General features: G+C 65.3%; 22 protein-coding genes. 14 read left to right on the forward strand and 8 right to left on the reverse strand.

Features of this window, described 5'->3' with window-relative positions; translation table 11 throughout:
* Positions 1–29: 29 nt before the first annotated feature.
* The 3 genes from uvrC to ACDI39_RS07405 all read right to left on the reverse strand — a co-directional run bounded on the left by uvrC (position 30) and on the right by ACDI39_RS07405 (position 3,018).
* A complete protein-coding gene (gene uvrC / locus ACDI39_RS07395; RefSeq protein ID WP_368815303.1) occupies positions 30–1,853 on the reverse strand; it encodes an excinuclease ABC subunit UvrC in 1,824 nt (607 codons plus the stop codon).
* A 6-nt stretch (positions 1,854–1,859) separates the two neighbouring features.
* On the reverse strand, positions 1,860–2,498 hold the full coding sequence (gene gacA, locus ACDI39_RS07400; RefSeq protein ID WP_054892718.1) for a response regulator transcription factor GacA: 639 nt from the start codon (positions 2,496–2,498) through the stop codon (positions 1,860–1,862).
* A 136-nt stretch (positions 2,499–2,634) separates the two neighbouring features.
* The gene (locus tag ACDI39_RS07405) at positions 2,635–3,018 is read right to left on the reverse strand and encodes a helix-turn-helix domain-containing protein (RefSeq protein WP_225788422.1); all 384 of its coding nucleotides are present in this window, start codon (positions 3,016–3,018) and stop codon (positions 2,635–2,637) included.
* Positions 3,019–3,625: 607 nt separating this feature from the next.
* Between ACDI39_RS07405 and ACDI39_RS07410 the strand changes: the two genes are divergently transcribed.
* The 11 genes from ACDI39_RS07410 (at position 3,626) to ACDI39_RS07460 (ending at position 17,902) form a co-directional block, all read left to right on the forward strand.
* Positions 3,626–4,933, forward strand: coding sequence for a nucleotide sugar dehydrogenase (locus tag ACDI39_RS07410; protein WP_253102373.1), 1,308 nt, complete (start codon positions 3,626–3,628; stop codon positions 4,931–4,933).
* A gap of 92 nt (positions 4,934–5,025) precedes the next feature.
* Positions 5,026–6,558 carry a glycosyltransferase gene (locus ACDI39_RS07415; protein WP_225788424.1) on the forward strand — a complete coding sequence of 511 codons (1,533 nt, stop codon included), beginning with the start codon at positions 5,026–5,028 and terminating at the stop codon, positions 6,556–6,558.
* Between the two features lie 16 nt (positions 6,559–6,574).
* Positions 6,575–7,738, forward strand: a complete 1,164-nt coding sequence (locus tag ACDI39_RS07420; RefSeq protein WP_225788425.1) for a PilZ domain-containing protein — start codon at positions 6,575–6,577, stop codon at positions 7,736–7,738.
* A 22-nt stretch (positions 7,739–7,760) separates the two neighbouring features.
* Positions 7,761–9,212, forward strand: a complete 1,452-nt coding sequence (locus ACDI39_RS07425; protein ID WP_368815304.1) for a tetratricopeptide repeat protein — start codon at positions 7,761–7,763, stop codon at positions 9,210–9,212.
* Positions 9,209–10,663 (forward strand): alginate export family protein, encoded by a 1,455-nt coding sequence (locus ACDI39_RS07430; protein WP_225788427.1) that lies wholly within the window; start codon positions 9,209–9,211, stop codon positions 10,661–10,663. Before ACDI39_RS07425 ends, ACDI39_RS07430 begins: the two co-directional genes overlap by 4 nt.
* Positions 10,664–10,678: 15 nt before the next feature.
* Complete coding sequence (locus tag ACDI39_RS07435) at positions 10,679–12,106, forward strand: MBOAT family O-acyltransferase (RefSeq protein WP_253080461.1); 1,428 nt, start codon at positions 10,679–10,681, stop codon at positions 12,104–12,106.
* 9 nt (positions 12,107–12,115) lie between these two features.
* Positions 12,116–13,210, forward strand: a complete 1,095-nt coding sequence (locus ACDI39_RS07440) for an alginate O-acetyltransferase (protein ID WP_486538195.1) — start codon at positions 12,116–12,118, stop codon at positions 13,208–13,210.
* An 18-nt stretch (positions 13,211–13,228) separates the two neighbouring features.
* A complete protein-coding gene (locus ACDI39_RS07445; protein ID WP_225788430.1) occupies positions 13,229–13,867 on the forward strand; it encodes an alginate O-acetyltransferase AlgF in 639 nt (212 codons plus the stop codon).
* A gap of 26 nt (positions 13,868–13,893) precedes the next feature.
* Positions 13,894–15,318: an alginate O-acetyltransferase AlgX-related protein gene (locus ACDI39_RS07450; protein ID WP_486538197.1), complete on the forward strand. Its 1,425-nt coding sequence runs from the start codon at positions 13,894–13,896 to the stop codon at positions 15,316–15,318.
* Positions 15,309–16,433 (forward strand): polysaccharide lyase, encoded by a 1,125-nt coding sequence (locus tag ACDI39_RS07455; protein ID WP_486538199.1) that lies wholly within the window; start codon positions 15,309–15,311, stop codon positions 16,431–16,433. Before ACDI39_RS07450 ends, ACDI39_RS07455 begins: the two co-directional genes overlap by 10 nt.
* Positions 16,434–16,447: 14 nt before the next feature.
* Entirely contained in the window at positions 16,448–17,902 is a 1,455-nt protein-coding gene (locus tag ACDI39_RS07460) for a right-handed parallel beta-helix repeat-containing protein (protein WP_253080458.1), read from the forward strand.
* 114 nt (positions 17,903–18,016) lie between these two features.
* Here the strand turns inward: ACDI39_RS07460 and ACDI39_RS07465 are convergent, their stop codons facing one another.
* From ACDI39_RS07465 to ACDI39_RS07480, 4 genes are all read right to left on the reverse strand, one after another.
* Complete coding sequence (locus tag ACDI39_RS07465; protein ID WP_225788434.1) at positions 18,017–18,448, reverse strand: GNAT family N-acetyltransferase; 432 nt, start codon at positions 18,446–18,448, stop codon at positions 18,017–18,019.
* A gap of 48 nt (positions 18,449–18,496) precedes the next feature.
* Positions 18,497–18,883 carry a DUF488 domain-containing protein gene (locus tag ACDI39_RS07470; RefSeq protein WP_225788435.1) on the reverse strand — a complete coding sequence of 129 codons (387 nt, stop codon included), beginning with the start codon at positions 18,881–18,883 and terminating at the stop codon, positions 18,497–18,499.
* 126 nt (positions 18,884–19,009) lie between these two features.
* Entirely contained in the window at positions 19,010–19,507 is a 498-nt protein-coding gene (locus tag ACDI39_RS07475; protein WP_225788436.1) for a PaaI family thioesterase, read from the reverse strand.
* 113 nt (positions 19,508–19,620) lie between these two features.
* Positions 19,621–21,006 (reverse strand): amino acid permease, encoded by a 1,386-nt coding sequence (locus ACDI39_RS07480; protein ID WP_225788437.1) that lies wholly within the window; start codon positions 21,004–21,006, stop codon positions 19,621–19,623.
* A gap of 320 nt (positions 21,007–21,326) precedes the next feature.
* On the opposite strand from ACDI39_RS07480, the gene gcvA reads away from it, so the two are divergent.
* Positions 21,327–22,223, forward strand: coding sequence for a transcriptional regulator GcvA (gcvA, locus tag ACDI39_RS07485; protein WP_486538203.1), 897 nt, complete (start codon positions 21,327–21,329; stop codon positions 22,221–22,223).
* Positions 22,224–22,351: 128 nt separating this feature from the next.
* On the forward strand, positions 22,352–23,602 hold the full coding sequence (locus ACDI39_RS07490; protein ID WP_253091164.1) for a 2-aminoadipate transaminase: 1,251 nt from the start codon (positions 22,352–22,354) through the stop codon (positions 23,600–23,602).
* 5 nt (positions 23,603–23,607) lie between these two features.
* On the opposite strand, the gene ACDI39_RS07495 is transcribed toward ACDI39_RS07490, so the two are convergent.
* Positions 23,608–23,904, reverse strand: coding sequence for a hypothetical protein (locus ACDI39_RS07495; RefSeq protein WP_225788440.1), 297 nt, complete (start codon positions 23,902–23,904; stop codon positions 23,608–23,610).
* A 281-nt stretch (positions 23,905–24,185) separates the two neighbouring features.
* On the opposite strand from ACDI39_RS07495, the gene ACDI39_RS07500 reads away from it, so the two are divergent.
* Positions 24,186–24,614, forward strand: coding sequence for a hypothetical protein (locus ACDI39_RS07500; RefSeq protein WP_225788441.1), 429 nt, complete (start codon positions 24,186–24,188; stop codon positions 24,612–24,614).
* Positions 24,615–24,670 lie beyond the last annotated feature (56 nt).

Genomic DNA, 24,670 nt, shown 5'->3' on the forward strand with positions numbered 1-24,670 from the left:
ACGACTGGCTGCGGGTTGAGCCAGGCATTCTACTCGCTATGCAGGCTGGCATAAATCGACTCGGCAAGCTTTTTACTGATCCCCGGCGCCTTGGCGATCTCATCGATGCTGGCACGATTGAGTTCCTGCAGGCCACCGAAATGTTTCAGCAGGTCGCGGCGACGCTTGGGCCCTACCCCGGCCACGTCTTCCAGGCTCGAGGTGCGCCGGGCCTTGCCACGGCGGGCGCGGTGGCCGGTGATGGCGAAACGATGGGCTTCGTCGCGGATCTGCTGGATCAGGTGCAACGCCGGGGAGTCGCCCTTGAGGGTGAACTCGTGGGCCACGTCATTGAGGTACAGGGTCTCGAAGCCTGCCTTGCGGGTCACGCCCTTGGCCACGCCGAGCAGGGTCAGCTCGGTCAGGCCGAGCGCCTGCATGACGTCCCGGGCCATGTTCAACTGCCCCTTGCCGCCGTCCACCAGCAATACGTCGGGCAGCTTGCCCTCGCCCTCCTTGATGCGCCCGTAGCGGCGCATCAAGGCTTGATGCATGGCAGCGTAGTCGTCGCCGGCGGTGACACCCTCGATGTTGAAGCGCCGGTAGTCGGACTTGAGCGGGCCCTCCGGGCCGAACACCACGCAACTGGCCACGGTGGCTTCGCCGCTGGAGTGGCTGATGTCGTAGCACTCCAGGCGCTGCGGCACTTCGTCGAGGCCAAGCACCTGGGCCAGGGCTTCGAAGCGTGCAGCCATGTGCTGGCGGTTGGCCAGACGGGCGTTGAGGGCCTGTTCGGCGTTGGTCACGGCCAGTTGCTGCCAACGCGCGCGAGTGCCGCGCACCCGGTGGCTGATGGCCAGCTCGCGACCGCGCAGGGTCTGCACGGCCTCGCTGATGGCGGCGAAGTCCTCGTGCGTCACGTTGACGATCAGCTCACCGGGCAGCTCGCGCTCGGCGTTGCCCAGGTAGTACTGGGAGAGGAACGCGGCCATGACCTCGGCCACCTCCTCCTCGATACCGACCTGGGGAAAGAAGTTCTTGCTGCCCAACACCCGGCCGCCGCGCACGCTGATCAGGTGCACGCAGGCACCGCCCGGGTTGACGAAGGCCGCCACCACATCGACATCGCCCGAGCCGCCCTCCATGTACTGCTGGTCCTGGACCCGACGCAGCAGGGCGATCTGGTCGCGCAGCTCGGCCGCCCGCTCGAAGTTCAAGGCCATAGCGGCCTTTTCCATCTCGGCATTGAGCTCGTTGCCCAGTTGCTGGCTGCGGCCCTCGAGGAACATCACCGAGTGGCGCACATCCTCGGCGTACTCCTCGGCCTCGACCAGGCCCACGCAAGGGCCCTTGCAGCGCTTGATCTGGTATTGCAGGCATGGCCGGGTACGGTTGGCGTAGTAGCTGTCCTCGCACTGGCGCACCGAGAAGGCCTTCTGCAGCAGGCTCAGGCTCTCGCGGATGGCACCGGCACTGGGATACGGACCGAAGTAACGCCCCTTGGCCTTCTTGGCGCCACGGTGGATACCCAGGCGTGGGAAAGCGCCGTCAGACAGAAATACATAGGGGTAGGATTTGTCGTCACGCAACAGGATGTTGTAGGGCGGCCGCCACTCCTTGATCAGGGTCTGCTCCAGCAGCAGCGCCTCGGTCTCGTTGGCGGTGATGGTGGTCTCGACCTGGGCGATACGCCCTACCAACGCAGCGGTCTTGGGGGCCAGCCCTGTCTTGCGGAAATAGCTGGCCAGGCGCTTCTTGAGGTTCTTGGCCTTGCCCACGTAGAGCAGCCGCGCCTCGGCGTCGAACATCCGGTAGACGCCCGGGCGACCACTGCAGGTCGCCAGGAACGCGCTTGCATCAAAATTTTGCGACATGAAGAGCTATAGACTTGCGTCGACCATACCGTGGCGAACGGCCAGCAAGGTCAGTTCGACGTCGCTGGTGACCGAGAGTTTTTCGAAGATCCGATAACGGTAAGTATTGACGGTCTTGGGCGACAGACACAACTTGTCGGAGATGATCTGCACCTTCTGGCAGCCGACGATCATCAAGGCGATCTGGATCTCCCGCTCCGACAGCGCATCGAACGGCGACCCCTGGGGCTGGAACGACTTGAGCGCCAGTTGCTGGGCGATCTGCGGGCTGATATAGCGCTGCCCGGCGAAGGCCAGGCGGATGGCCTGGACCATTTCGTCGAGGCCCGCGCCCTTGGTCAGGTAGCCGGCAGCGCCGGCCTGCAGCAGGCGGGTGGGAAACGGGTCTTCCTCGCAGACGGTAACCGCCACCACCTTGGTGTCTGGATGGCTGCGCAACAGCTTGCGTGTCGCCTCCAGGCCGCCGATCCCTGGCATCTTCACGTCCATCAGCACCACGTCCGGCTTCAACTCGCGAGCCAGCTTGAGCGCCGCCTCGCCGGAATCCGCCTCACCCACCACCTGCAAGCCATCGATATCGGCCAGCATGCGCGTAATGCCGGTACGCACCAGATCGTGATCGTCGACCACCAGGACCCTAATCAAGCAGACACCTCGTCAGTGGGGCGATTGGATCCCGCCACCTTAACAAAATTTTTCATCACGGACCTAGTGGCCCGTACGGTTAATCGTGTCCCCGGTATGGACGCAGAGGCCAAGCTGCACGCGCTCGTACAGGCCACTAGCGCAACGCGTCATTGAACAGCCTGCGCCGGTCGAGCTTGCGTACCCTCGGGTCCGGGTCGGCCTCTCCCGCTAGGCGGCTCAGCAGATGCCAGACAGCTTCCTGGTCGTCCCGGGGCAGTCGGCGAAAGGCACCGAGCAGACGGTCTTCCTCCGTGCTCAGGCTCTCCAGCGGTGCGGGGGTATGCACGCCACTGAGCACATAGAGCGCATCCACACCCTTGGCGGCCACCGCCGCGAGGTAATCGACCCGTGGCGTGCGCTCGCCGCTTTCGTACTTGCCCTGAGCATTGGGTTCGACACCACCGATCACACCGAACCCCCGCTGGGTCAGCCCCAACCGCTCGCGTTCTTCCCTCAAACGCGGACCGAATCCTTTCATCTGAATCACTTCCCCTTTCCCTTACATGCCTATGGATGCATGAGGCATCCGAGTGAATAGCCGCAAATCCAGTTGGCACTATGAGCATTGGATCCAATGTTTGCAAGCCATCATTGCCAGTGCAATCGCGCAAGGCGCCCCCAATACCGCATGGCCCCATGAAAACGTGAAAACCCGCGCCCAACAGGTGCATCAAGGTCTCTCGAAACTAACTAAACGCAGTCACGAAAGTTAACGGGAACACATGAATATGAAAAACCACGGGGTTGGACAGCCCCGGAAACGCCCTGAAAATCGTCAGATTGACGCCATTTTATCGACATGCGCGCCGATATCATTTTTTTGACGACAAACTAATAACAAACTTTAACATATTGATTTTTAACAGTTTTTAAACTTTAACAAGACTAAATTAGAGTATTTCAGAGCACGCAGATAGCAACGCTTGCGGCACTAACAAAAACAACATTAGGATATAAAAAGACCACCAAGAAATAGCCCAAACGCCACGTACAAGTGCGGCTTACTTCTGCGCGTCTGCCCATTCGACAACTTCTTGAACTGTGTATCTCGGCCGGCCTTGCGCCGTGCTTGGGAAGAGGGATCTATGAACATCAGTATCTTTGGACTTGGTTATGTGGGCGCGGTGTGCGCCGGTTGCCTGTCGGCCCGTGGGCACCATGTGCTGGGTGTGGACATCTCCCAGGCGAAGATCGACCTGATCAACCAGGGCAAGTCCCCCATCGTCGAGCCCGGCCTGGAGCAGTTGCTGCTCGATGGCGTGCGCCAGGGCCGCCTGCGCGGTACCACCGACGTCCAGGCCGCGATCCTGACCACCGACCTGTCGTTGCTGTGCGTCGGCACCCCGAGCAAGAAGAACGGCGACCTGGACCTGGTGTACATGGAAGCGGTGTGTCGCGAGATCGGCACCGCGCTGCGCGACAAGGACAGCCGCCACACCGTCGTGGTCCGCAGCACCGTGCTGCCGGGCACGGTGAAGAACGTGGTGATCCCGATCCTCGAACAACACTCGGGCAAGCTGGCCGGTATCGATTTCGGCGTGGCGGTCAACCCGGAGTTCCTGCGCGAAAGCACGGCCATCCAGGATTACGACTTCCCGGCGATGACCGTGATCGGCGAGCTGGACAGCCACTCGGGCGACTTGCTCGAGTCGCTCTATCAGGGCCTCGACGCACCGGTGATCCGCAAGTCGGTCGAAGTCGCCGAGATGATCAAGTACACCTGCAACGTCTGGCATGCCACCAAGGTCAGCTTCGCCAACGAGATCGGCAACATCGCCAAGGCCTCGGGCGTCGATGGCCGCGAAGTGATGGACGTGGTCTGCCAGGACCACAAGCTCAACCTGTCGCGCTACTACCTGCGCCCGGGCTTCGCCTTCGGCGGCTCGTGCCTGCCCAAGGACGTGCGCGCCCTCACCTACCGTGCCAGCCAGCTGGACGTCGAGCACCCGTTGCTGGCCTCGATCATGGCCAGCAATCGCAGCCAGGTGGAGCATGCCTTCGACATGATCGAGCGCCAGGACAAGCGCAAGGTCGCCCTGCTGGGCCTGGCCTTCAAGGCCGGCAGCGACGACTTGCGCGAAAGCCCGCTGGTCACCCTGGCCGAGAAGCTCATCGGCAAGGGCTACGACCTGCGTATCTATGACGCCAACGTCGAGTACGCCCGTGTCTTCGGCGCCAACCGCGACTACATCGAGTCGAAGATCCCGCATGTCTCCTCGCTGCTGCACAGCGACCTGGAGCGGGTGATCGACGAGGCCGAGGTGATCGTCCTGGGCAACAACGACGAGCGCTTCAGCCGTGCCCTGGAAGCCGGCACCGGCAAGCAGGTCATCGACCTGGTCGGTTTCATGCCCGGTGTCAGCGACACACAGCGCCAGGGTATCTGCTGGTAATCGACGCGCGCATCGCCCCCCTGCCCCGCACGCTACAGGCCCCGGCCTGTCCGGCGCGGGGCTCGGGCACCCGAGACAGGAGCAAAGGCTACATGGAACGACAGCAACAGCGGCCCTTCGAGGCACCAGGCTACCTGCGCGCGGGCGTCAGCTTCTGCGCCTGGGCCTGCCTGGCCGGCCTGATCGCGCTGGCGTCGGAGATGGTCGCGCCGCAGTACCTGGACCCGAACCATCATCTGTTCATTTTCATCATCGGTACCCTGGGGATGTGGCGCTACGGCAATGCCATCGTCCACTACCTGCGCGGCATGTACTTCCTGCACTGGCGGTTCCCACGCCTGCGCCGGCAGGTCGAACGCATGGGCGATGCGGCGCTGCCTTCGCACATGTTCATGGTGGTCACCAGCTTCCGCATCCCGACCCTGACCACCTTCAAGGTCTACCAGTCGGTGTTCCAGGAAGTGCAGCGGCTGAAGGTACCGTGCACAGTGATCGCCTCGATCGTCGAGAAAGGCGACGAGACCTTCATCAAGGACATCATGCGCAACGAGGTCAAAGGCCGCGACGACATCAAGCTGGTGATCGTCCGGGCCCGAGGCACCGGCAAGCGCGACGGCCTGGCCCATGCTTTCCGCGCCCTGTCCCGGCAGATGCCGCTGGACGATGCGGTGGTCGGCGTGGTCGACGGCGACACCATGATGCTGCCTGGCTGCGTCGAGCGCGCGGTCAAGTTGTTCGCCCTGCTGCCAAACGTCGGTGGCCTGACCACCAACGAATTCTGCGAGGTCGAGGGCAGCCGCTGGATGCGCCAGTGGCACTCGATGCGCTTCGTCCAGCGGCACATCAACATGTGCTCCATGGCCCTGTCGCAGCGGGTACTGACCCTGACCGGACGGCTGTCGTTCTTCCGCGCCAGCGTGATGACCGACCCTGAGTTCATCCGCGACGTCGAGGCCGACTTCCTCGAGCACTGGCGCCTGGGCCGCTTCCAGTTTCTCACCGGCGACGACAAGTCCAGCTGGCTGTCGCTGATGCGTGCCGGCTGGGACACCTTCTATGTGCCCGACAGCCATACCCTGACCGTCGAGCATCCGCCCAGCGACAGCTTCTGGGTCGCCACTCGCCAGTTGATGTTCCGCTGGTACGGCAACTCGCTGCGGCAGAACTTCCGCGCCACCGCCCTGCTCGGCCGTGCGCGCCTGGGCCTGTTCACCCTGTACGTGCTGCTCGACCAGCGGGTATCGATGTGGACCTGCCTGATGGGCCTGACCGCCTCGGTGGTGGCAGGACTGGTGTTCGGTATCCAGTACCTGCTGGTGTACCTGTTCTGGGTGCTGCTGTCGCGCAGCCTGGTGACCGTGCTGTTCGTGTTCGCCGGGCACCCGGTCAGCCCGATGTACCCCTTCGTTCTCTATTACAACCAGATCGTCGGTTCGCTGATGAAGGTCTACGCGATGTTCCACATGGACCAGCAGAGCTGGACGCGGCAGAAAACCACCCTGGCCACCGGCAGCGTCGACTTCGACGCCACCCTCAACCGCTGGTCCTCGAAGGCGATGCTGTGCTCCTCCATCGCCATCTTCTTCGGGGTCATCACCGTACTTCTCGAACTCACGCAACGTTAAGGAAAGGCGCCTGCACATGAGTAGCTCGAACACTCCCGTGGCCCCCGGCAAGACCGCGGCCAACATCGTCCACGAGGCGATCGACGAACGCCAGTACGTACGCACCCGAATGAACGCCCGCGTACGCCTGTCCGGCAGCGGCCAGGCGCCCTTCGAGGCCGCCCTGCAGGACATCTCCCTGGGCGGCATGGGCCTGCTCCACGAGGCACCGTTGAAGATCGGCAGCCTGTACGATGCCTCGATCCTGCTACGCCTGAACCAGGTCGACCTGTCGATCGACGGCAAGATCCGCATCGTCTCCCAGCGCGGCAGCGAGGTTGGCGCCCAGTTCGTCGACCTCGACGCACAGAAGCGCGACATCCTGCGCTACCTCATCAACGCCTACATGTCTGGCGAGATCGCCGACATCAATGGCCTGTTCAACGTGATGCAGCGCGAGAACTACATCAAGGAGCGCAAGCAGAAGTACGCCACCGCGCGCACCCCAGGCGACCGCCTCAAGGCCATGGCCGGCACCCTGCTGTACACCGCCGCGGGCGTGGCCGCCCTGGGCTTCGTGGCGTACAAGGGCTACTTGCTGTTCTTCCGCATTCCGGCGGTGCAGGCCCAAGTGGCGACCAACGCCCAGGTCATCAGCATGCCGGACAACGGCTACGTCAAGTACCTGCTGCCCGCCGGGGCCACCGAGGTCCACGCCGGCCAACCGCTGGCCAGCATCTCCACCCAACTGGCCACCAGCTTCACCAGCCCGGCGGACATGCAGGCCCTGGCCGACCTGGCCCCTGGCGACCTGCAGGCCCTGCTCGGCCGTGCCACCATCGAGACGGTGATCAACAGCCCCTGCGACTGCCAGGTCTACTACCCGGCCCAACGCCTGGACGGCTACGGCTACAAGCAAGCACCGCTGATGCACCTGCTGCCCAAGGATCAGGGTCTGTTCGTGCGCGCCAACGTGCCGTTCGACAAACTGGCCGACGTCGACCGTGTGCGCTCGGTGGACATGCAAGTGTTCGGCCTCGACGAACACTACGGCGGCAAGGTGGTCGATGCCCGGGTCGACGAGATCAACCGCAACCTGGCCCTGACCATCCAGCCGGACAGCCCGCTGCCGGCCGCGGCCTACCAGAAGGCGGTGGCGGTCGACCTGTACCTGGGCCTGCCGTTCGGCGGCGCACGCTGAAACGGGCGAGGACCATGACGCCATGACCGTGATGACGCCCTCCCGCCTGCTACTGGCCAGCCTCGCCCTGGCCTGTGCCGGCGCGGCCTGTGCCGGGCAGAGCCTGGAGCAGATCCGCTATGCGCTGTACAAGAACCCCAGCGCCGACGTCACCACCGACCTGCGTGCGCTGGCGGCCCGGGGCGACCTGGCCAGCACGCTGTTGCTGGGCGATGTGCTGGCAGGGCGCGACGGCGCCAGCCGCCAGGAGGTGGTCGCGCTGTACCACGCGGCCTTCGCCGACGGCCGCGGCCTGGTCCCGGCGCTGGCTTCGCTGGCACGCCTGATCGACCGCACGCCGAGCCTGCGCGAGGCGCAGCGCCCGTGGATGGAACAGGCGTTGACGCGGTACCCCAGCCGCCTCGACCCACGCAACGCCAGCACCACCCTGGAAGTGTTCCTGACCTATCCGGAGCTGGTCGATGTGGAGCAGGCCTCGCAGCTGCTGGGCCTGTACGAACAGTCCTGCCTGCTCAACTGCCGCCCGCAGCTGTACCGCGCCGTGCTGGCCGAGCGCCAGGGCGATCGCCCCGGTGCCGAGCGCTGGTACCGCGAAGCCGTGCGGGTCGATGCGCGTGCCGTCGATCGCTACTACCGGTTCCTGGGCGATGACCAAGACCGGGCCTTCCCGGCCTTCGCCACGGCCCTGGAGGCGGAGCGCGCGCAACTGCCGGTGGAGATCGTGCACCGCATCGCCTCGCTGCTCGACAGCATTGCCAGCGTGCAACGTGCCGAGCAGGAAGCCGACCGCTACGCCCGCCAGGCCAACCCGCCAGCGGCCGGGCAGCCTGCGCCAACGCCCAGGCAACTGGCCCTGGAGCAGGCCCAGGCCGATGCCCTGGCCCAAGCCACCGCCCAGGTCCAGCGCTGGCGCGACGCCGCCGTGGCCCGTGGCTTCGTGCCGGCCATGGTGTCCAAGGCCAACTACATGATCTCCAACCCGACCGAGCACAACGCCGAGCAAACCCAGGCGTTGATCGACCAGGTCCGCCAGCGCGAACCGACCCGGGCCAAGGCCCTGCAGGCGTCGTTCTACATGGTCAACAACTGGCTGACCCTCGACCCGGACAAAGCCCGCGCGCTGATCGACGAACTGCAAGAGAGCGGCTATCCCGACGCCGGCCTGCTGCTGGCCGAGTACTACAGCAAGGGCGTGGCGGACCAGCCCGACCAGGACAAGGCCCTGGCCCTGTTCCGCGAAGAAGCCGCCAAGGGCTCCACCGCCGCCTGGTACCGCATGGCCACCCTGCACGCCTACGGCCGTGCCATCTGCCATGACCCGGTCAAGGCCTACACCTATGCCCAAATCGCCCTGAACCTGGGCGAACGTGGCGCCCGCAGCCTGATCAAGCGCCTGGAAAAGACCCTGCCCAAGGATGACATCGAGCGTGCCCTGGCCGCACGCAACGATCTGTTGAAGGAGGCCAACCTGTGAAAGCCCATCACCCCTTGTTCGGCGCCCTGCTCGCCCTGGCCCCGCTGCCCGCGGCGCTGGCGGCCGAGGAGATCACCGGCCCCGAGGCCGACAGCACCGAACCGGTGCGCGTGGCCCCCACCGACGGCAGCGAACCGGTGATCACCTCGGAGTTCTTCAACAAGCTCACCGTGCAGACCGGCTACGGGCCGGAGGACTCCCAGGTCGATCGCAACCGCGAAATGTTCTACAGCCTGCGCTACGAGCCCTCGTTCGCCTGGTACGCGCCGGAGAAACGCTGGGCCAAGTGGATGGTCTACGGTCGCCTGTGGCTGAACTATGACACCAGCCAGTCGAGCAACCTCACCAGCGAGTCGACCAACGACAACGAACGCGAGCAGCCTGAAGGCTGGTATGCCGAGCTGCGCGAGCTGTACGTCAAGCGCAACCTGATCGGCGACGATCCACGCTTCTCCCTGTCCATCGGCCGCCAGCGTTTCTGGGACGACTACGGCATCTGGTGGGACGACAGCCTCGAATCGCTGCGCCTGAACTATCAGGACACCTTCTCCGAGGCCTTCCTCGCCGTCGGCCAGAAGTTCCACAACTACAACACCGACGTGAACAGCCTGGCCGCCAGCGAAGAGCGCACGCTCTACGTGATGGGCGAGTACGCCTACCGTTGGAGCCAGAACAACAAGATCGGCGTGCGCCTGATGCACGAGAACGACCGCAGCGACCACGACATCGACGACCGCTACGACTTCAAGGGCCTGCGCTACGGCCTGTTCTTCAAGGGTGACAACCTCGCCCTGCCGGTGTTCAGCGACTACCACCTGGAGCTGGCCGCGCTGGACGGCAAGATGGACAACACCACCCAGAGTGGCGTCACCACCACCGGCCACGACAGCAAGGGCTGGGCCGTGCTCGGCGAGGTCGGCAAGCGCTTCGACGCCTTGCCCTGGACCCCACGCATCGCCCTGCGCGGCGGCCTGACCGACAAGCCCGGTGACGAGAACGACGGCTTTCGCCTCAACCCGATCCAGTCCGACCGCATCACTCGCCAGGGCTCCTACAGCACGCGCCTGACCAGCTCGTTCGTCAGCCTCGACCTGCGCAACCTGAGCTACTACGGCATCGCCCTGGAAACCCGGCCGACACCGCGCAGCGCCCTGGACCTGCGTATCACCCAACTGAACCTGCGTGACGAGGATGGCGTACTGCCGATCCGCATGGCCGCCGACTCCCGCTCCAGGCGCCAGAACCAGCTCGACCGGGGCCTGTACGGCAAGGGTGACAACGTCGGGCAGATGGTCGACCTCAACTACTACTGGAAGATGTTTCCGGTGGCCATCGATGGCAAGCACCTGGACGTCAACACCCTGGTCAGCGCCAGCTACCTCAATGCCGGCAGCGCGCTGAAGACCGGCGATGACTACCAGCTGAGCGTCGGCGTGGTGATCAGCTACTAAGGACGGACCCTGCCAATGATCTTCGCCTCCAACGTCTTCCTGTTCCTCTACCTGCCGCTGTTCCTGGCCGTCTATTTCCTGGCCAGGCCCCAGTGGCGCTCGGTGGTGATCGTTGCCGCCAGCTACATCTTCTATGCCTGGTGGCGCCCGGACTTCCTGCTGCTGTTCGTGGCGATCACCTACTGGAACTACTGGTTCGGCCTGCGCATCAAGGCGCGCCTGGACGCCGGCGACAAGCGCTGGGCCCTGCGCCTGCTGTGGCTCGGGGTGATCGGCAACCTGTCGACCCTGGGCTACTTCAAGTACGCCAACTTCGGCGCCGAAGTACTGGCGATGCTGCTGGCGCCGCTGGGCATCAATACCTGGACCCTGGAGAACATCTTCCTGCCCCTGGGCATCTCCTTCTACGTGTTCCATGCCCTGAGCTACATCGTCGACATCTACCGCAAGGACGCCACACCCACGCGCAACTTCATCGACTTCGCCGCCTTCGTCGCGCTGTTCCCGCACCTGGTGGCCGGGCCGATCCTGCGCTACAGCCAACTGGCGCCGCAGTTGCGCGAGCGCACCCATTCGCTGGAGCTGTTCTCCCTGGGCGTGTGCCGCTTCATGCTCGGTTTCATCATGAAGGTGCTGATCGCCGACCGCCTGGCGCCGATCAACGTCTTGTTCGTCAGCGAGGGCACCCTGCAGTTCAGCGACGCCTGGTTCGGCCTGGCGGTGTCGACCCTGCAGCTGTACTTCGACTTCGCCGGCTACAGCCACATGGCCCTGGGCCTGGCGCTGATGATGGGCTTTCGCTTCCCGGAAAACTTCAACCAGCCCTATGTGTCGCAGAGCATCACCGAGTTCTGGGCACGCTGGCACATGACCCTGGCGCATTTCCTGCGCGACTACGTGTACATGCCGCTGGTGCGCAAGCGCGTCGCCGGGGCCCTGCCGGCACTGGTCTGGACCATGCTGCTGTCGGGCCTGTGGCACGGGGCGAGCTTCGCCTTCATCTGCTGGGGCCTGTTCTTCGGTATCGGCATGGTCATCGAGCGCAAGTTCAACCTCGCCACCAAGGTCACCACGCCCTACCACCTGGGCCGCAACCTGCGCACCGGGGTGCTGATCGTGCTGAGCATGCCGCTGTTCTTCACCATGGACCTGCGCCACAGCCTGGACATCTACCAGGCGCTGCTCGGCTTCAACGGCTTCGGCTCGCTGGAGCTGTACGTGCTCGGCGCCTCGAAGATGGCCATGGCCTTCGCCCTGGTGGCGCTGGCCTGGCTGGTCCTGGCCGGGATCAACAACGTGCGCTTCTACGCCGGCAACAAGGAAGGCTATTTCATGCGCCATGTCGGCGTGCTGCACAGCGTGCTGCTGTGGGGGGGCTTTTTGCTGGCGCTGAGCAGCCTGGCGGCCAATTCCTTCTCGCCCTTCCTGTATTTCCAGTTCTAGGAGACGGCCATGTATCCGGTGATGAATTCGGCCAGCAAGGCCAACGGCATTCTCTTCGCCCTGGTGCTGGCGGCGATGTTCGTGTACTCGCTGCCACCGGTGTTCAGCTTCGCCCGAACCCAGGGCGACGCCTGGAACCTGTTCGTCGACGGCAAGCTGCTGCGCAAGTTCGAGCAGGTCTACGACAAGCGCTTCTTCCTGCGCGACCCGTCGGTGCAACTGTGGGCCGACGCCCAGTTCCACCTGTTCGGCGAAGGCACCAAGGGCGTGGTACTGGGCAAGGACGGCTGGCTCTACACCAACCAGGAATACCGCGTGCCCAATGACCTGGAGGCCAACGTGGCGACCCAGCTCGAGCAGATCGCCAAGGTCGAGAAACAGTTGGCCGAGCATGGCAAACACCTGGTGCTGCTGCCACTGCCGATGAAGCTCGACATCTATGCCGAGCACGCCGAGCACGCCTTCGACCCACGGGTGACGAGCCTGTACGACCGCTTCGTCGGTGAGCTGCAGGCACGCCAGCTGGACGTGGTACCGCTGCGCGGCGCCTTCCTCGGCAACCTGGCAGGGCCAGGCTTGTTCCTCAAGTCCGACACCCATTGGAGCCCGCAAGGCGCACGCCTGTCGGCCTATGAACTGGCCCGCCAGCGTCCGCAACTGCGCGGTGACCAGCTCTATCGCTCGCACAAGGCCGGCGAGAAGAACGTCAAGGGCGACCTGATGAACTACCTGCAGTTCGACCACGCTCGCCTCGCGCCACAATTCGGTCCGAGCCGCATCGATCTCTACGAAACCCTCAAGGCCGACCAGGACGCCGACGACCTGTTCGCCGAGCAAGACCAGAGCCTGCTGCTGGTCGGTACCAGCTACAGCAAGATCGACGACTGGAACTTCGTCGGTTTTCTCAAGGAAGCCCTCAACCGCGACTTGCTGAGCATCGCCGTGGAAGCCCGCGGGCCGTTCGAGGCGATGAACCAGTTCCTGGCCAGCGATCAGTTGGCCAACCCGCAGATCGACACCGTGGTCTGGGAATTCCCCCTGCGCACCCTGCTGGCCCACCGCCCTGGCTCGCTCAGCCGCAGCGCCCAACCCCAGCATTTCTGACGATTCAAGGAGAGCCCGATGAAACTTACCCACCTGTTCACCGCCATCACCCTGGCAGCCAACGGCCATGCGGCCCTCGCCGCCGAAGGCAATGCCGACTTGTACGATGCCGTGGCACCGGCCGACTCGGCCTTCGTGCGTGTGCTCAACCTGTCCGACAACAGCATCGACGTGAGCCTGAGCGGCAAGATCAACCCACAGAAGGTCGCCCCGGGCCAGCTCAGCGGCTACCGCTTCGTCCCGGCCGGCCCACACAAGATCGCCGTCGGCGCCCAGGCCATCGAGCCACAGCTCAAGGCCAACGCCGCCAGCACCGTGGTCTACGACGGCAAGCAGCTGTCGCTGATCGCCGACAAGTACATCAACGAACCGAAGAAGGCACAGATCGCCTTCTACAACCTGACCCCGGCCAAGGCCGCGCTCAAGACCGTGGACGGCAAGCACGTGGTGGTCGAGCCGCTGGGCAACGGCCAGACCGGCAGCCGCATGGTCAACGAAATCAAGATCGGCTTCGCCGCCTACGTCGCCGACCAGCGGGTCGCCAGCTTCGACGAACTGTTCCTCAAGAAAGGCCGCTCCTACAGCTACGTGCTGCTGCCCCAGGGCACCGGCTATCGCAGCATGGGCCAGGCCAACAGCATCGACCCGACCGAGTGATACCCCGCTGCAAGGATGACCGGCACATGAACACCCTTCTTTCCCTGGGCCTGGCCACGGGCCTTGCGCTGGGCGCGTTGGCCGCCCAGGCGGCCGAGCCTGCCAAGGCCAGCGGTACCAATGCCGACAAGGACGCCTGTAGCGACCTGCAATGCCTGGTCTGCCCGGCCCTGAGCGACCCGCGCCACTACGCCGAGGGGCGCATGAAGCTGATGCGCGAGATCGTCCCCGGCAAGGACCGCTGGCTGTTCCGCTCGGCGGTGGACCTGACCAACGACTTCGGCATCCCGGCGCCCATGCGCCCGGAATTCGCCCGCTTGATGGACACCTTCCATCGCCAGGGCATCCAGGTGGCCATGGCCATCCAGCCGACCCGAGGCCTGATGCACCGTGACAAGTTGTACGGCGATCGGCTGCACGGCTTCGACTACCCCCGCGCCAGCCACAACCTCGCCACCTACCTGGGCCAGTTGCGCCAGGGCGGCGCGGTGGTGGCGCCGATGATGCAACTGGTGCAGCAACCACCCAAGGCCGAGTTCTTCTTCCGCCGCGACCACCATTGGACCCCGGCCGGTGCCGAAGCCACCGCGCGCCTGATGGCCGAGGAGATCCGCCGCCAGCCCTTCTACGCGGGGCTGACCAAAAAGCACTACCGCACCGAACCCGGGGTCATGGTGCCCAAGGACGGCACCCTGAACCTGGCGCTGAGCTATATCTGCGGCAACAACTATGGTTTCCAGTACGTGCGCGGCTACCAGACCATCCCGGTGGCCGACAGCGCCGACGCCCTGTTCGACGAAGCGCCAGACCCGGAGGTGATCCTGGTCGGCGACAGTAACGCCGCTGCCCGCGAGGACGAAAGCAAGCAATTCAACTTCGACGGCTACCTCAAGCAGTACCTGGACGTGGACGTGCTCAACTATGCCCTGCCGGGCGTCGGCGAGGACGGCTCGCTGCTGGAATACCTGCTGTCGGCCGACTACAAGCCCGAGGCACCGCCCAAGCTGATCGTCTGGGAACTGCCGGCCAACTACCGGCTCGACTCGCCGTTGATGTACCGCCAGCTGGTGCCCGCCATCCAGGGTGGCTGCAAGGCCTCGAAAGAGGTGCTGGCCTCGAAGCTGCGGCGCCCGGCGCTGAAGGTCGGCGAGCGCATCGAGCTGCTGAGCAATGCCGGCAGTGCGCGCCAGGCGCTGGGAGGGGCAAGAGGGTTTCTCGACATCCGCCTGAGCGACAGGAACGTCAAGGACTTCTACATCATCGTCTACTACGACAACGGCGCCCGCGACAAGGTGTGGTTCCGCCGCGAAGCGGTGGTCAGCGGTGGCCAGTACTACCTGGAGTTGAGCAAGGACCCGGCCTTCGCTGGCGCCAACCTGCTCTCGGTGTTCCTCGAGCCGACCAAGCCCGGCACCGCCGCCACCGACGTGGAAACCCGCCTATGCCTGTGAAGCGCACAAGCCTGGCCCTGGCCATCGCCCTGGCCATCGCCCTGGCCCTGTCGCCATTGGCGGCACCCGCGGCCCAGTCGCTATGGCCGCCGCGAGCCACGGCGCAGGCGGCGATGGTGGCCGACTACCGTACCCTGGCCTGCAGCAAGGCACCGCCCGCCCCCTATACCGGCAGCCTGCGCCTGGAAAGCAAGTACGACCAGCGCGACGCCAGCAAGTCGACCCTGCGTGCCCGCCCGGATGCCGACAGCGAACGGGTCGGCAAGCAAGTGAAGCAGTTCGTCGGTGGCTTGATCTACGCCGGCAAGCGCTTCGTACGGGCGAAAAAACCCCAGGACGCCAACATGGCCCTGGCCTGCCAGGACCAGTGGCTGGAACGTTGGGCCTCGGCAGGCGCGCTGCTCAGCCCCGACGCCAGCGGCACCGGCATGGCCGCGCGCAAGTGGGCGCTGGCGGCCATGGCCGGCGCGCTGCTGCTGACCCAGTCGGCCAGCGACGGCAAGGTGCGACTGACGGCCACGCAGACCGCCTGGATCACCCAGTTGGCCGAGTTGGTGATACGCGAATACGACCCGCGCCGTACCTCACGCACCGTGTACTTCAACAACCACGACTACTGGGCCGCCTGGGCAGTGGCCGCCAGCGGCATGCTGGTGGGCCGCGACGACTTCATCCAGTGGGCCGACGGCAACCTGCGCCGTGGCTTGGCCCAGGCCGTGCGCAGCCAGGATGGCAGCTACGCCTACCTGCCGCTGGAAGTGGCACGCGGCAAGCTTGCCGCCAACTACAGCCAGTACGCCCTGGTGCCCCTGGTGCTGTTGGCGGAATCGGCGCGGGCCAACGGTCTGCCTTGGCGCGACGAGGACCAGCGCACCCTCGACCTGCTGGCCAACTTCGCCGCACGCAGCATCCTCGAGCCGCAGGCCTTGCCCGAACTCGAGGGCCGCGCCCAGGTCGACGTCGCCCCCTACAAGCTGGCCTGGCTGATCCCGTTCCTGCAGCGCAACCCGGGCCATCGCCTGGCCCGCGAACTGTACGACAGCGAGGACGGCGAGGTGGACAACTACAGCCAACTCGGTGGCCCGCTCAAGCCGCTCTACCTACAACAGCCCTGATCAAGGACGTAACCATGGCCCTCCTCGCCCGCTTTTCCCTCACCTGCCTGGCTGCCCTGCTGCTGGCCGGCACCGCCCAGGCCGGTAGCCAGGCGTTGCCGGTCAACCAGACGGTGGATGCCCTGACGCCGGAGGAACACCAACGGCAGGTGCTGACCCTGCGCCAGCAAGCGCGCCAGGCGGTGACCTTCGCCCAGGCCGAGCGGCCGCGCCCGGCTGGCCGTGCCAGCGTCAGCCTGCAACCGATGTTCTCGTCCCAGGCCGGCAGTTGGCCCTTCGAGCCGTTCGTCAACAATGGCTTGTTCCGTGCCATCGCGGGCTACCAGGCGCACCACCCGCAGGTGGTGATGCTGCGCGGTGGCAGCATCACCCTGGCGCAGTTGAACGACGCCCTCGCCAACCCGCGCATCCTGCGCCGCTACAAGGACGGCTACCTGCTCAGCTACCCGCTGCTGATCGGTCCCGACGCAGGCCTGGTGCTCGAAGGAACCAGCCTGTACCTCTACAGTTTTTCTGGCACGGCGCTGATCAACCAGGGCTGGCTGGGGCTGAACCAGTCGAGCCTGGAAAGCGTGGCGGGCGACAAGCCAGGCAATACCGACCGTGCCTGGCGACCGTTCGTGGTAGCCTGGGCCGGCAGCCACACCCAGGTGATCGGCTCGACGCTCAGGCGCCTGGGCTACAACGCCAACCTGTCCCGTGGACTGACCACCGCGCTGAGCCCCCAGCAGCCTGCTGGCAGCCGCCTGGCGACCGTGCTGATCCGCGACAGCCGGTTCAGCGAGCTGTCCACCGCCGTGGAGCTGCAACACAGCCAGGCGACCATCAGCACCAGCCAGTTCGAACAGTCCCAGCAATACGCCATCGACGTTCGCGACAGCCAGCTGAGCCTTCGCGGCAACCAGTTGCGCGGCATCGACAACAACAGTGGCGTACGCCTGCGCGGGCAGACCCGCGCCCTGCTGGAAGACAACCTGATCCTCGGCGCCGGCAAGGCCGCCATCGAGATCAGCGAACAACAGGGCGCGGTGCTGCTGGCGAGCAACCGTATCGGCGACAGCCGCGGCAATGGCATCCAGTTGCGCAACCTCGCGCCGACCTCGGCAGCCCCCTTGCTGATCGACGACAACCTGCTGGCCAGCAGCCAAGGCACCGCCGTGGATGCCAGCGACGTCGGCGCCCTGGCGTTGGTGGGCAACCGTATCGGCAATACCCCGGAGTATGCCGTCAGCCTGCGCAACGCCACTCCCCTGCCCGGCCCGCTGCTGCTCAGCGGCAATCGCCTGGGCCAGGTCGGCAAGGCGGTGGTGCGGGTCGAAGGGGTGCGCGAGGTGGCGCTGGGCGGCAACAGTTTCGATGGCAAGCCGCTGCTGCAGAACCTGTTGATCGGCGACCTGCTGCCGTTGCAGGCCAGGCTCCTGGAGGCCACGGTACGCCAGGGCGGCACCGCGCGGGTGCGCTGGCCGTGAGGGACGATAGAACACCACGTGACTCATTGAGTAGAACGTGACTGCGCAGAGAACGGTTGGCTGACGGGGTTCGGGAGCGGGCTTGCCCGCTTCCACAGGCCTGTCGGCATTCCCTCAGTCGATCGCACGCTGCATGCGCACGAAGCACTCGTCCTCGCCCATCTCGATGAAGCCCCGGCGCCGGTACAACTGCCGTGCCGGGTTGGTTTTGAACACCATCAGGCGCAATAACGGCAACTGCCGCTGCGCTGCCCAGCCGGCCAGTGTCTCCAACACCCAACTGCCGACCCCGCGCCCACGGTGCGTGGGCAGCAGGTGCAATTCGCGGATGAACAGCGCCTGGCGATCCTGGCTGAGGCTGCAGAACCCCAAGAGCTCGTCGCCGTCCATGACCAGCCACTGTTCGCGCCAGGTCCAGGCCTCATCGAAGGCTTCCTCGATCCACAGCAGGTCGAATTCCCGGTAATAAGGCAGCATGGCCCGGCGGGTAAGGTCGCGGGCGAAGCTCAGGTGGGTGTCGCTGGCAGGGCTCAAGCGAAGGGGCATGGCATGTCTCCCTCGGCATGCCACGCGGCGCCAAGGCCGGCAACGGCCCTAAGGGGCATAGCACACCGGCGAACTGCCCGGCCCGCGCCGGTCCAGCTCGTCCTCCAGCCAGTCGGCCAGCACACGGGCATTGTTGTGCTCGGTGTCCTTGCCGGCATACAGCAGGGTCAGGTCGCCCTTGCCCGCCAGGTCCAGCAACGGATACCAATGCTCGGGATGGGCGGCCAGCTCCTGCTGGTAGCGCTGGGTGAACCCGGCGAAATCCACCTCGCCGTGGTGGAACGCCTTGCGCAGTTCGTTGGACGGCGCCACCTCGCGCAGCCACTCCCCGTGCAGGTCGTCCTTGCGCTTGTTGCGTGGCCACAGGCGGTCGACCAATACCCGCTGGCCATCGCTCGCTTCGGCTGGCTCATAGACACGCTTGCAACGAATCATCGTCTTCTCCTGCAGCATCCTGTCCTTACCAGCCTAGGGCGTTCACCGGCCGAAATCACGCCCGGGTAACGAATGGCTCCCCTGCTGCCAGGCTTGCGTGCCCTGGCCCGAGGCCAACGGGGCCATTCAAGCCTGCCCGTGGGCCTTGAGCTTGAGCTTCTCGGTATCGACGCGGACGAACACCGAGTCGGCGCTGACGGTCAGCACATCGCCGGCCCACACCTCGCAGATCACCCGGCTCTTGCGCCCTACTTCGCCTTCCACCCGTGCCTTGAGCAGCAACTCGACGCCCATGGGGGTGGGCTTGAGGTAGGTCAGGCTGAGCGTGCCGGTGACGCAATCGATGCGCGGCAGGCTGCCCGGCTCGCGGCCTTCGGCACGGTAGTGGTAGGCCATGGCGGTCCAGTTGGAATGGCAGTCGACCAGCATGGCCAGCAGGCCGCCATAGACCAGCCCAGGCCAGCCGACGAAGCTGCCGTCGGGAGCGTGACGGCACACCAGGTGGATACCGTCGGCGTCCCAATGGCTCTTGACGTGCAGGCCGCTGGGGTGGGAGCAGCCGCAGCCATAGCAGGTGCCTTCGGGGGCGGCCAGCTCCTGGATGGAAAGGGCGTGTGCGTTCATAAGCTTCCTGTGCTTGTTGGAATGGGAAGAAATGCCGTCGCCGATGGTAGCGCCCTGCCCCGCTGGCGCCAACGGAAAAGCCCTGTGGGCTGCACAGCAGCCCCGCGTCAGGCTCAGACCGCCTGGGTGGCCGCCGCCCCCGTGCGGCGCCGGGTCAGCGAGATCAGCAGGATGAACAAGGTCACCCCGGCGGTCATCAAGGTCTCGTAGCGGTACGCATCGCTGAACAGCATGTAGCCCAGGACCATGACGATGGTGCCGATCACCAACCAGGTGAGCCAGGGAAACAACCACATCTTCAGCGCCAGTTGGGTGCCATCGCGATCGGCGCGGGCACGCATGCGCAGTTGCGACACGGCGATCACCAGGTACACCAGCAAGGCGATGGCACCGGTGGTGGACAGCAAGAAGCCGAAGACCTTGCCGGGGAACACATAGTTGACGAAGCAGCCAGCGAAGCCCGCCAGGGTCGACAGGGCCACGGCGATGGTCGGCACGCCGTTGCCGGAGATACGCCGGATCATGGCCGGCGCTTCACCGCGGGCGCCCAGGGAGTAAAGCATGCGTGAGGCGGTATAGAGCCCGGAGTTCATGCAGCTGGTGACCGCCACCAGCACCACCAGGTCGACCAGCAGCTTGGCCCCCGGCACGTTGAGCACCTCCAGCACCCGCTGGAAGGAACCGACCGCCTTCAGGCCGGGGTCGTTCCAAGCCACCAGCGAGACCACCAGGAAGATCGACGCCAGGTAGAAGATGGCGATGCGGTACACCACCAGGTTGGTGGCGCGGCGGATCTTCTCCTTGGGGTTGGCCGTCTCGTCGGCGGCGATGGTGACGATCTCGGCGCCGAAGAACGAGAAGATGGTGATCAATACGCCGCCCAGGACCGTGCCGAAACCGTTGGGCATGAAGCCGCCGTTGGCCCACAGCTGGCTGACCCCGGACCTCTCGGCCAACGGCCAGACGCCGAACACGGCCATGCTGCAGATGCCGATGAAGGCCAGGATGGCGACCACCTTGACCAGGGCGAACCAATACTCGAAGGCCCCGAAGTTCTTCACGCTGATCAGGTTGGTACCCGACAGCACGACCATGATCAGAAAGGCGAACAGCCAGGACGGCACAGCCGGGAAGTAGGCGTGGAGGATGTCGGCACCGGCGATGGCCTCGACCGGGATGATCAGCACCCAGAACCACCAGTACAACCAGCCGATGGTAAAGCCCGCCCAGGGGCCGATGGCCTCGGCGGCGTAGGTGGAGAACGAGCCGCTGTTGGGGTTGGCGATGGCCATTTCGCCGAGCATGCGCATCACCAGCAGCACCAGCAGGCCGGTCATGGCATAGGAAATGAGGATGGCCGGGCCGGCGGTGGCAATGGCGTTGGAGGAGCCGATGAACAGGCCGGCGCCGATGATGCCGGCGATGGAAATCATGGAAACCTGGCGCGACGTCAGGCCGTGTTGCAGCGAACGCTGTTTCTTGTGTTGTAGCGAAGCCATGGGGAACCCTCGAATGGGTCGGCCGCCGCAAGGGGCGGCTGAAAGGTCGGAGCAGATTCTTGTAGGTTTTTGCTGCTGTTTCTTGTTGTTCTGGGGCTTCACGCTGCCCTGTAGATGCGGGTGTGCCGCGTGCCTACAAGGGAGCGGTATATCTGGAAAGTTCGACGGTCATGTTGTTTTCTCCTGCATCGAACAACGGTTGTCATCATTGATGCAGGTCAGTATTAATCTTTTAGGACGGGGTCAACAAACGACCTTTTCGAAACACATGATTCCATATCGGAATGAACTTCTTCCTTTTTTGCTCGGTAGCGCCCTTCATGTCCAAACGCCTGATGCCCTCGACCACCGCCCTGCAGTGCTTCGAAGCCGCTGCCCGCCACCTGAGCTTCACCCGTGCGGCGCAGGAACTGCACCTGACCCAGAGCGCGGTCAGCAAGCAGGTGGCGCAGCTCGAGGACATGCTTTCGCACCCGTTGTTCCAGCGCATCCGGCGGCGCCTGCACCTGACCCCGGCCGGGGCCCTGTACCTGACCGAGGTGAACAAGATCCTCACCCAGATCGACATCTCCAGCCGCTACATCCTCAGCTACGGCGACGAGACCGAGGTGCTGCGCATCGCCACCCAGCCGACCTTCGGCGCCCGCTGGCTGGTGCCCAGGCTCAAGGGGTTCGGCGAGCGTCATCCGCGCATCCACCTGGATATCCGCAACGAGCTGGAGCCTTTCGACCTGGTGCAGGCCAAGGCCGACATCGCCTTCTTCTTCGGCCAGGGCACCTGGCCCGGGGCGACCTGCATCGAGCTGTTCAGCGAGGAGGTGGTACCGGTGTGCGCGCCACAGCTGCGCCAGCAATACCGCTTCGACAGTGCCGAAGCCCTCACCGAGCATCGCCTGTTGCAGTGCGCCTCGCGGCCGGAGGCCTGGCACGAATGGTTCCTGGGCCTGGGCCTGCACAGCCAGAACAGCTACCACGGGCCCCGCTTCGACACCTTCTACCTGTGCATCCGCGCGGCCATCGCCGGTTGCGGCATCGCCCTGATCCCCCGCTACCTGGTGGCCGAGGAGCTGGCCGAAGGCAAGTTGGTGGTGGCCTGGGACCATCCGGTGCCGAGCAATGGCAAGCACTTCGTCGCCCATGCCGAGCATGCGGCCGAGGTGCCGAAAGTCCGGGCGTTCGTGCAGTGGATCCTGAAGCGGGTGGCCGAGGGGGATTGAGCTGGGGCCAGCGATGAACCTCACCACATCAAGAATCAGTGGAATGACCGTAATCGAATAATTCGTTTGCGCAATACTGTCGCGGCACGCTTCGATAATAAGAAACTTGAACAAAGAGCCGCGTGCACATGAACCCGGAAAGTATCAGTCAGTCTATCGCCATCGTTCATCCCATTACACTTTCCCATGGCCGCAATGCCGAAGTCTGGGATACCGACGGCAAGCGCTACATCGACTTCGTCGGCGGCATCGGCGTACTCAACCTGGGCCATTGCAACCCCGCCGTGGTCGAGGCGATCCAGGCCCAGGCCGCGCGCCTGACCCACTACGCCTTCAACGCCGCCCCCCATGGCCCGTACCTGGAACTGATGGAACGTCTGCGCCAGTTCGTGCCGGTCGGCTACCCACTGGCGGGCATGCTCACCAACAGCGGCGCGGAGGCGGCAGAGAACGCACTGAAGGTGGCCCGTGGCGCCACCGGCAAGCGCGCCATCGTCGCCTTCGACGGCGGCTTCCATGGCCGCACCCTGGCCACCCTGAACCTCAACGGCAAGGTCGCGCCGTACAAGCAGCGGGTCGGCGATTTGCCCGGCCCGGTCTACCACCTGCCCTACCCCAGCGCCGACACCGGGGTGACCTGCGAGCAGGCCCTCAAGGCCATGGAGCGGCTGTTCAGCGTCGAGCTGGCGGTCGAGGACGTGGCCGCCTTCATCTTCGAACCGGTGCAGGGCGAAGGCGGCTTCCTCGCCCTGGACCCGGCCTTCGCCCAGGCACTGCGGCGCTTCTGCGACGCGCATGGGATCCTGGTCATCATCGACGAGATCCAATCCGGCTTCGGCCGCACCGGCCAGCGCTTCGCCTTCCCCCGCCTGGGGATCGAGCCAGACCTGCTGTTGCTGGCCAAGAGCATCGCCGGCGGCATGCCGCTGGGCGCGGTGGTCGGTCGCAAGCACCTGATGGACGCACTGCCCAAGGGCGGCCTGGGCGGTACCTATTCGGGCAACCCGATCGCCTGCGCGGCGGCGCTGGCCAGCCTGGCGCAGATGAGCGACGCGAACATCGCCACCTGGGGCGAACGCCAGGAACAGGCGATCGTCGCGCACTACGCACGCTGGAAGGCGTGCGGATCGATGGCCGCGCTGGGTCGCCTGACCGGCACCGGGGCCATGCGCGGCATCGAGCTGGTCAATGCCGATGGCAGCCCGGCGCCGGCACTGCTGGCCAAGGTACTGGAAGCGGCACGCGGCAAGGGCCTGCTGCTGATGCCCAGCGGCAAGGCGCGGCACATCATCCGCCTGCTGGCGCCGCTGACCATCGAGCCCGAGGTGCTCGAGGAAGGCCTGGATATCCTCGGGCAGTGCCTGGCGGAGTTGGGCTGAAGCCGTTAGAGACCCAATTCCTGCGGGGTGAGCATGTCGGACTCGAAGGCGATCCAGCCGCCTTCGAGTTCGGCGTGGCCGTTGACGATCGGGCCGTAGTAGGTCAGGCCGTTCTCCAGGGTCACGCAGATGTGAGTGGCATTGTCGGGCGCCGCCAGGGTGCCGACGAAGTGCACCTTCTTGAGCGTTTCGCTCACCGCTTCCAGGCCCACGCGCACGGCCGGGTTCTCGACCGCCTCGGCCTCGCCTCCGCGGGTTTCGCTGCTGACGGTCACGGTGGCGATATAGGGGTACTTGCTCAATCGGGTTGCCTCATCGAAAAGGGGGCGCCTGGGCACCGGGATGCGTAGGGTACGGCAGCGGCCAGCCGTTGTCTCTACCGGCTTCTTCGCGGGCAAGCCCGCTCCCACACGGCCCTGCAAGCCGCATCATTCGTGGTGGCCACCGCACCTTGTGGGAGCGGGCTTGCCCGCGAATGGGCCGGTACTACCGACGATCATCGCGCCTGCCCGTCACATGGTCTCCCGCGCCCCGATCTGTTAGGGTGCCTGCCGATGCACGCCACACCACACGAGGATCCCGAGTGAGCGCCGAAGAACCCCTGATCGCCGACCTGTTCGAGGTCGACAAACGCCTGTCCCTCAAGCCCGTCGTGGACTTCAACGCCTACCTGCGCAACGCCTTCGGCGACGGCCCCTGCCGCTGTCACCGCTGTGGCGAGACTGGGGGCGACGAAAGCGGCTACAGCCACCGCCATACCTTCGAACTGGACGGCCGCCCGCTGCACCGCCGCTTCGCCAACACCGCCGCCAGCGACGTACTGCTGGCCCTGAAGAAGGCCTGGCTGTCGTACACCAAGCGCGAGTTGCCCCTGGCCGGCGAACTGGACCTGGCCACCGTCAAGTCCTTCACCGAGGCGGCCCTGCATGAACGCCTGCTGGCCCTGCTGCCGGCCAGCGGCCTGGCCCGCGAGGCCGACGGCCACTGGCAACTGCAGGCCCTGGCCGACTGAGTCAAGCGCGCCCGCCCGGCGGAACGGCAGGATTCTCCCGGTCTGCTACCTTGGGA

The sequence above is a fragment of the Pseudomonas sp. Tun-23181 genome (genome assembly GCF_057415455.1).